Origin of the sequence: Fibrobacter sp. (genome assembly GCF_017545445.1) — a bacterium.
Classification (GTDB): Bacteria; Fibrobacterota; Fibrobacteria; order Fibrobacterales; family Fibrobacteraceae; genus Fibrobacter.
This window is the reverse complement of sequence record NZ_JAFWOM010000126.1, coordinates 1-8,894: the sequence shown is the minus strand read 5'-3', so window position 1 is coordinate 8,894 and position 8,894 is coordinate 1. Positions and strand designations below refer to the sequence as shown.

Sequence of the window (8,894 nt, the reverse complement as noted above, 5' to 3'; positions counted from 1 at the left end):
TTCCCGAGGACGGCGCGGGCGAGCTGGTCGGCGCACGAAGTCGGCTTCCCGCCGCAGGTGTTGCCCATGAGCTTTGCCGCGATATCTTCGGCGCTCATGCCTTCGCAGAGCTTCGCGATTGCCTTCAAGTTTCCGTTGCATCCGCCCGTAAAGCGGATGTTTCTGATTTTGTCTCCGTCGCGCGTGAACTGAATCGTCGTCGCGCAAACGCCTCTGGTCTTGAAAGTCTCTTCCATAATAAACTCGTTGCAGGTTTGTTTGTTGTCATCCTCGACCGTCAGGGAGGGGATCCATTTTTTGATAAATATAGAATGTCTTGGCGCTGGGCGAGATGACTTGGCAATCTCTAGCTGTTTTTATAGATTATAGCAACAAAGCATATCGCAGTGGATTAGGTATGAACTTGGAAAAATGTTGGAATAAATTCGGATAGGGACAAATTCAAAGGCTACAGAAATGTTTGATATTTCTAAAATGAAATGGGTCAGGGAACCCCGGAACTACAGCATCAATCGGGAATGCGTCGAAATTGTGACCGCCCCGCATACGGACCTTTGGCAAAGGACCTACTATCATTTCAGAAACGATAACGCTCCGGTTCTGCAGATGGAAACAGAAGAAAAGTTCTTTTCCTTTGTCGTCAAAACCGATTTTTCCGAAAGTCGTCATCGCTTCGACCAGTGCGGGGTGGCGCTGTATCTGGATTCGGAAAATTGGCTTAAGGCGTCGGTCGAATATGAGAATGAAAAATTCCAGCACCTGGGTTCCGTTGTGACAAACCGCGGGTATTCAGACTGGGCGACGACTGCGATTCCTGCAGATGTAAAATCCATGTGGTATAGGCTCAGCAGGCGCGAAGATGACTACTGCATAGAATGTTCTCGAGACGGGGTGCAGTATTCTCAAATGCGGATTTGCCACATGCTCGAAGGAACCGAAAAAATTCGGTTTGGCATATATGCATGCAGCCCGGAAAATTCCAGCTTCACGGCTCGATTTACGGATATGCAGGTGACGGAATGCGCATGGAAAGCGCACGACGGTCAACAACCGGATGCGTAAACGTAATTCGAAAATGCCCCCTTGAGGGGGTATGGATGCGCGCCCTTATTCCCCCGCTTGCAGCAGCCTCTCGAACAGTGCGCGATACCCCGCGATATCTTCTAGCTGCATGATGGTCGTAATCTTGTTGCCGGCATCTTTGGAGGATGCCCCGCAGTGGAAAAGTTTCTCGGTGTCGGTCCCGAAATCCAGGTAGATGTACCTGTCGTGGAACACGTTCCCCGTGGCACGAACATCGTCAAGTTCCACATCCGGGCGGGCGGCCCTGAAGTCCGCCAGCATGCTTTCGGTCAGGCGGGTACGCCCGTGCTGCTCGCTGAAAATCTTGACCGAAACATCCTTCGCCACGCACCGCAGCAAATCGAGAGTCTTTACATCTAGGTAATCATCTACAATCAGCACCGACTTCTTCGCCATGCTGTAAATCTGCGTGTAGGCGACATCGGCCTCAAGCCGCTGCCCGTTCAGAATCAAAAAATGCTTAAAAGTGCTCGGGTCGACGAAATTCGCCATGACCTTCTGGAGAAAGCTCTCGTTTCGCTCCACCTTGTTAGAAAGCGTGCGGACATCCGTGGCAATCTCGGCGATATCCCGCGTGTTCTGACTCGTCTGCGTCGCCAAGGCGACTATCCCCGCAGAAACATCCGACGCGTTCTCTGTCGCAATGTAGTCCTTCATCTGCTTGAAAAGACGGATGAGGGCCATACTCTGTTGTACTGCCAAATCGCCTTTCAACACAGTCATGAGCATGTAAATGCCTTGTTCCGTAAAAACGAAAGGTTTATAGGATCGTCCTCCCTTAACACCTTTGGTCTGCATCGAGGTCAAAATTTTTGACCTCGATAGGGAGATGATTTCAGCCTCCTTCAATTGAAAACGGAAATCCTCCGCAAAACGCTCAATATTATTCTTGACCTGCTGATTAAAAGACTTGGTCGAATACCCGTAAATCTCCGCCAAATCGGCATCGAGCATGACCTTTACCCCGCGGATGGTATATATTCGCGACTTGAGCAAATCCTCGTCTATCAGGGAAAATTCAGGCTTTTTCGGCGCAACGGCCCCGGCCGCACTGGCCGCAACATCTTTCTTCATCGTCAACTCCTCTGGCATACAAGCGGAAAAAATGCCAAAGACTACACACTTGTGCACTAAATATAGATTCAAAAATCCAGTTTGTCAATAGGCCCGCGAGTTTTTGGCATATTATGACAACCTATTTTGTTTATATTTACATTGGAATGGTTTGGCTTTTATGTCCTACGAATACAGCGAAAATATCCTTGTTCAAGAGAGTGCCGGCGACCTGCTCCAGCATGAGTTGGGCTGGCGTGTTGTATTTGCGTATAATGAAGAAAAATTAGGCGATAACGGAACATTCGGGCGCACCTCTTACAGAGAAGTTTTGTTGCATCGGTATTTTCGCGAAGCACTTCAGAAGCTGAATCCGTGGATAACGCCTACGCAAATTGACGAAGCCGTACAAAAGTTCACGGCAACCCTCAGCACGTCATCACTGCTTCAAATCAACGAAGAAAAGTACGGCTTTATTCGCGATGGCATTCCGGTCTCTTACAAGAAACCTGATGGAACTTCGGATGTCAAGCGGGCTCTTGTCATTGATTTTTCGAACCCCGAAAACAACGATTTTCTCGCCGTCAAGGAGATGAAAATTCACGGCGAAATTTATCGCCGCCGTACCGATATAGTCGGATTTGTTAATGGCATCCCGCTTTTGTTTGTGGAACTCAAGCGTAACGATGTCGCTGTGCAAAACGCCTACGACGACAACTACACGGATTACCTTTCGACGATTCCGCAACTTTTCTATTACAACGCATTTTTGATGCTTTCTAATGGGGTAGAAGAGAAAGTCGGCACGCTTGGCAGTAAGTATGACTTTTTCCACGAATGGAAACGCCTCAAGGAATCCGATGCTGGTTCCGTTGCGCTCCAGACGATGCTTCGCGGGATTTGCAAAAAAGAAACATTCCTTGACCTGTTGGCGAATTTCATTCTTTACGATCATTCCGATGGAAATACGGTCAAAATTCTTGCCCGCAACCACCAGTATCTCGGCGTAAACGAAGCGTTCAAAGCATACGAAGACCGCAAACTTCGCAATGGCAAGTTGGGCGTTTTCTGGCATACGCAGGGGAGTGGCAAAAGCTACTCAATGTTATTCTTATCGCAGAAGATTCGCCGTTGTGCAAAAGGTTCGCCCACAATCGTCATCCTTACGGACCGTGACGAACTGAACAAGCAGATTAGCGATACGTTTGAAAATTGCGGAATGCTCGGCAAGGTAAAAGCATCCAAGTTCATTGCCACGAGCGGGAACGACCTTGTCGCAAAACTCAAGGGCAACCCGAGTTTCATCTTCACGCTGATTCAAAAGTTCAACAAGAAAGATTTGGCCCCGATTTATCCGGATCACGATATTTTAGTGATATCCGACGAAGCGCACCGCAGCCAGAATGGAATTTTTGCAGACAACATGTGTGCCTTGCTTCCGACGGCTTCGCGTATCGGCTTTACGGGCACTCCGCTTTTGAAAGATGACAACATCACCGAAAGAACTTTCGGCGGCTACATTTCTATTTACGATTTCAAGCGAGCCGTAGAAGATGGTGCGACAGTTCCGCTCTATTACGAAAATCGTGCCGACAAAATCAAGGAACTCAAGAATCCTGAAATTACAGACAAGATTCTCAATGCCATTGAAGCCGCAGACCTTGATCCGGAACAGCAAGAAAAACTGGAAAAGGATTTTGCCAAGGAATACCACCTGCTTACGGCAGAACCGCGATTGCGCTTGGTTGCAAAAGATTTTGCGCATCATTATTCCGACTTATGGACTAGCGGCAAGGCGATGTTTGTTTGCCTGAACAAGGTGACTTGCGTTCGCATGTACAATTACGTTCAGGAATATTGGACCGAAGAAATCGCCGCTCTCGAAAAGCAGTTGAAAACTGCAACCCAGCAAGAAGCCCAGGAACTGGAGCGCAAAATTCAGTGGATGCGCGAAACGGAAATGGCGGTCGTCGTAAGCCAGGAACAGAACGAGCAACAGACTTTTGCCAAGTGGGGCTTGGACATTACTCCGCACCGCACCAAGATGGAAAAGCGGGAACTAGACAAGGAATTCAAGGACTCTAAAAATAAATTCCGCGTTGTGTTTGTTTGTGCCATGTGGCTCACCGGTTTCGATGTCAAGTGCCTCAGTTGCCTTTACTTGGATAAACTGTTGAAGGCTCACACGCTGATGCAGACGATTGCACGTGCGAACCGTGTGAACGAAGGCAAGAGCAACGGCCTGATTGTAGATTATGCGGGTATCGTGAAGGCGTTGCGCAAGGCTCTCGCCGATTATACGAACAATGTAAGCGGCGGGCGTGCCGACCCGACAATTGACAAGTCGGAATTGCTGAATCGCATTATTGAAGTCATTGCGAAAACGGAAGCATTTTTAGGCGGCCTCAACGCTCCCCTTGCAAAGGTCGTTGAATCCAAGGGCTTTGATAAGATTGCCGCAATCCAAGACACGGCAAATGCAGTCTGTTCTTCGGCAGAAAACAAGAAGGCCTTCTCTACATACGCCGCCGAACTTTCTCGCCTGGTACGCTACACGAACCGCGAAGATGTCACAGCCGAGAATCGCGCCAAGATAAACGCGATTGACGCGGTCGCTCGCAACCTGAAGGCAAAACGCCGTCATGTGACCAATGTGGATTTAATGGTGGAACTGAACAAGATTGTGAGCGAATACGTTCAGATGGACGTAGGCGGTAAAAAGAATCCCAAGCAGTTCGACATCAGCAAGATTGATTTTGAATTGCTCGGCCGGGAATTTGCCAAGGCGAAGTACAAGAACCTTTTGCTCCGCGATTTGGAAGAACTGTTAAAGGAGCGGCTTTCTTTGCTGTTGGCGACCAACTCCGGCAGAATCAATTTTTACGAGCGTTATCAAGAAATCATCAACGCTTACAATAGCGAACAGGACCGTGCGACCATCGAAAAGACCTTTATGGACTTGATGGATTTGGCATCGTCCATGGATTCCGAGCAGCAGCGCTTTGTCCGTGAAGGTTTCAAGAACGACGAAGAACTCTCCATGTACGACTTGCTTTTCAAGGATAACTTGAGCAAGCAGGATATCAAGAAGTTAAAATCAGTTGCCGTAGAATTACTCGAAAAGATAAAGGCGAAAATTGGCAGTCTGGATCACTGGACCGACAAGCAAGAAACCAAGGCCGCTGTGGACACCCTCATTCGCGACACGCTCTGGAAAGAGTTGCCCGAAAGTTACGATGACGTGGCCATCAACATGTATCGCGCCCGCGTTTACGAATACGTTTACACCCATTATAGAGTAGCATAAATCTGGAGGCCCAGTGCGTATAGAAGATATTCTCGCTATGGAAGAATCCCAGACATTCGATCGAAAGAGCATAAACATTGCTCCGAAGGATTTTTCTAACCATGTGTGCGCTTTTGCAAATGCCGATGGGGGAATCATCGTTGTCGGCATTTCTGATAAAAATCGCCGCATCGAGGGTGTTGACCATCGTGAAAAAGATGTCAATGAACTCTTGCGTGTTCCGATGGATTTTTGTTCGCCGACGGTTCCTTTTGCTCATGAACTTGTTGAATGCGTTGATGCTAAAGGTAAGCCGAACCATGTGCTGGTATTCCACATAGAGGCAAGCCCCTTTGTTCACGAAAACCAGGCGCATGACGTTTATATGCGTGTGGGCGACAAGTCTAAGCTCCTTTCTTACGATGACCGTTTGACGTTGACCCTCGACAAAGGGTTGCGTTCCTTTGAAGATTTTCTTGTTCCTGATTCTAGCTACGAAGATATAGAGGAATCTTATCTCAAAGAATACTTGAGCTTAATCGGATATTCTAAATCCCCACGAGAGTATTTGCTGCAGAACAAGAATTTTGCAAAAGAGAAAGAGGGAGTATTGCAACTCAGCGTTGCAGCCATTTTGCTGTTCGGCAAGAAACCCCAGTCGTTTTTCCCGAGGGCCCGAGTCAGGTTTATCCGTTACGAGGGAACAGAAGAAAAATTCGGTGCCGAGATGAACGTTATCAAGGATGTGACTTTTGAAGGTCGCATTCTGGAGCAGATTCGCCAGGCGGTCGCCTACATCCAAACGCAAATCAAGGAACGCACTTATTTGACTTCGGGCGGAATCTTTACCACCGAACTTGAATATCCGGAATTTGTGCGTACAGAACTGGTCGTAAATGCGGTAACCCACAGGGATTATTCCATTCGCGGAACCGAAATCCAAATCAAGATGTTCGATGATCATTTGGTGGTGGAGTCTCCGGGGAATTTGCCCAGTCAGGTGAAAATCAACAAGATTCGTAATTCCCACTTTGCCCGCAATTCCCATATTGCGGAATACTTGAAAGATTACAAGTACGTGAAGGATTTCGGCGAAGGTGTGGACCGTATGTGCCGGGAAATGGAAGCGCAGGGGCTGCCCAAGCCGGAATACAAACAGGACTCCTTTATTTTGAAAGCCATTATTCGAAATTCGGGTTATGTTTTGAAAAAAGCTGACTTTGCTTCGGAAAAGGTTGACTTTAATCCTAAAAAGAGTGACTTTTCTCCGAAAAAAGTTGACTTTGACTCGCAAAAACTTAACTTTGAAAAAATGGTAGACGCTTCAACGTACAATATAACGATGAAAAGGCACATGAAGGCAATGATTACCGAAGTTGGGCTGCAACAGGTTTTTGGAGCCAAGTATGTTGCCAATTCCCTTAAGGTTAGCAAAACTGCCGCAATCGGAATTATAAAGAAAATGTTTAGTTTGGGCGTTATAAAGCCCGTGCAAGGAAATGGCAAAGGGAAATACATGCTCAATCAAGAAACTGGCAAGGACCAAAATGGATAACAAGAGTTTAAAGAAACTTGAAGCCGATTTGTGGGAATCTGCGGACTTGCTCCGTGCCGATTCCAAGTTGACATCGAATCAGTATTGCATGCCTGTTGTGGGGCTTTTGTTTTTGCGTTACGCCTATGGCCGTTTCAAAAGGGTCGAAGCCGAAATTCTCAAAAACCGCCCGAGTCGCGGTGGCCGAGTGCTTCCTGTTGAACCTAGCGATTTTGCGTCCAAGAGTGCTTTGTTCCTCCCGAAAGAAGCGCAATTTGATTACCTCGTGAACTTGCCCGCAAATATTGCATCGGCAAAACTCAAGAACGCGCACGGTCAGCCGCTCAACAGCCTTGGCGAAGTCGTGAACAACGCCATGGAACTTGTCGAAGCCCAGAGTGAAAAGCTGAAAGGCGTATTGCCCAAGACCTACACTGATTTCAAGGACGAACTGCTTGCAGAACTTTTGCGCACCTTCAACAACAACGCATTGGACGATGTCGGCGGCGACGTGATGGGTCGCATCTACGAATACTTCCTCAGCAAGTTTGCCAAGAACATCGCAAGTGACGACGGCGTTTTCTTTACGCCAAAGTCCCTAGTGAAAATGATTGTGAACGTATTGGAACCCACGCATGGCGTATTGCTGGACCCCGCTTGTGGATCGGGCGGAATGTTCGTGCAGACGGGCGACTTTGTGAATGCCGCCGGCATGGCTAGCAACGAAACCATGACTTTTTACGGCCAGGAAAAGGTGGAATACAACGCCCAGCTTTGCCAAATGAACATGGCGGTGCACGGGCTTACCGGAGTTGTAAAATCGGGCGACGAGGCGAACTCTTTCTATCACGATGCGCACAACCTTGCAGGCGAATGCGATTACGTGATGGCGAACCCACCCTTCAACGTTGACAAGGTAAAAGCGGAAAGCTGCCAGAATGCCGGGCGACTCCCCTTCGGGCTCCCTGCGGTAAACAAGGACAAGGAAATTGGCAACAGAAACTACCTGTGGATTTCTTACTTTTACAGTTACCTGAACGAAACCGGCCGCGCGGGCTTTGTGATGGCCGCTTCTGCGACAGACAGCCAGAGCAAGGACAAGGACATCCGCGAAAAGCTGGTGGCTACGGGACACGTGGATTGCATGATAAGCGTGGGCAACAACTTCTTTTATACCAAGAGCCTGCCGTGCACCCTTTGGTTCTTTGACAAGGGCAAAAAGAAGAAAATTCAGGACAAGGTCCTGTTCATCGATGCCCGCAACTATTACACCGTCGTTGACCGCACCCTGAACGAATGGAACGAATGGCAACTCAAGAACCTGAACGCCATCGTTTGGCTCTACCGCGGCGAAACGGACAAGTATGAATACTTGCTTGTGGAATACCGCAACGCCTTGCTTGCCTACGCCGACACCACCGAAGACAAACAGCTCGAAAAGATTCTCCGCAAGTCCGCAAAGATTGCGAAAATATTCGCGGAACTCAAGGAACACCGCGAAACGCTCCGTGCGCAGGCGAAATCCGCCGTAGAAGCCGCCGACAAAAAGAGCAAGAAGAAAACCCAGGAAGAATGGGACGCCCGCCTCGCGGAACTCGACGAAATCATCGGAGTCGCCAAGGAAGCCGACTGGCTCTACGAAAAATTCGGTGACGGCAAGTACAAGGACATCCTTGGACTCTGCAAGATTGCCACCCGTGCCGAAATCGCCGAAAAGAACTACAGCCTGACCCCCGGCGCCTATGTAGGCGTCGCCCCCGTAGAAGACGACGGCGTGGATTTTGCCGAACGCATGACCGAAATCCACCAGGAACTCCTGAAACTCCAGGACGAAAGCAACGCCCTCATGAAAACCATCTCCAAGAACATGAAGGAGATGGGACTGTGAGATTAGACGAAAGACGAGAGACGAAAGACGAGAGATTGTGTCATCCTGAG

The 8,894-nt window shown here is 48.6% G+C and carries 6 protein-coding genes; 4 read left to right on the top strand and 2 right to left on the bottom strand.

Annotated elements, in window-relative coordinates; genetic code table 11:
- Positions 1-236, bottom strand: a 236-nt coding sequence (locus IKG78_RS13825) for a TIGR03905 family TSCPD domain-containing protein (RefSeq protein WP_290944493.1), incomplete at its 3' end; no start/stop codon positions are given.
- Positions 237-456: 220 nt separating this feature from the next.
- Here IKG78_RS13825 and IKG78_RS13820 point away from each other — a divergent pair.
- The gene (locus IKG78_RS13820) at positions 457-1,062 is read left to right on the top strand and encodes a DUF1349 domain-containing protein (RefSeq protein ID WP_290944491.1); all 606 of its coding nucleotides are present in this window, start codon (positions 457-459) and stop codon (positions 1,060-1,062) included.
- Positions 1,063-1,107: 45 nt separating this feature from the next.
- On the opposite strand, the gene IKG78_RS13815 is transcribed toward IKG78_RS13820, so the two are convergent.
- Positions 1,108-2,229: an ORF6N domain-containing protein gene (locus tag IKG78_RS13815; RefSeq protein ID WP_290944489.1), complete on the bottom strand. Its 1,122-nt coding sequence runs from the start codon at positions 2,227-2,229 to the stop codon at positions 1,108-1,110.
- 88 nt (positions 2,230-2,317) lie between these two features.
- Here IKG78_RS13815 and IKG78_RS13810 point away from each other — a divergent pair, with 88 nt between their 5' ends.
- The 3 genes from IKG78_RS13810 to IKG78_RS13800 are packed head-to-tail and all read left to right on the top strand — an operon-like array spanning position 2,318 to position 8,844.
- Positions 2,318-5,443 carry a type I restriction endonuclease subunit R gene (locus IKG78_RS13810; RefSeq protein WP_290944487.1) on the top strand — a complete coding sequence of 1,042 codons (3,126 nt, stop codon included), beginning with the start codon at positions 2,318-2,320 and terminating at the stop codon, positions 5,441-5,443.
- Positions 5,444-5,456: 13 nt separating this feature from the next.
- Positions 5,457-6,977, top strand: a complete 1,521-nt coding sequence (locus IKG78_RS13805; protein WP_290944485.1) for an ATP-binding protein — start codon at positions 5,457-5,459, stop codon at positions 6,975-6,977.
- Positions 6,970-8,844: a class I SAM-dependent DNA methyltransferase gene (locus tag IKG78_RS13800; RefSeq protein WP_290944483.1), complete on the top strand. Its 1,875-nt coding sequence runs from the start codon at positions 6,970-6,972 to the stop codon at positions 8,842-8,844. The genes IKG78_RS13805 and IKG78_RS13800 overlap by 8 nt, the downstream gene beginning before the upstream one ends.
- Positions 8,845-8,894 lie beyond the last annotated feature (50 nt).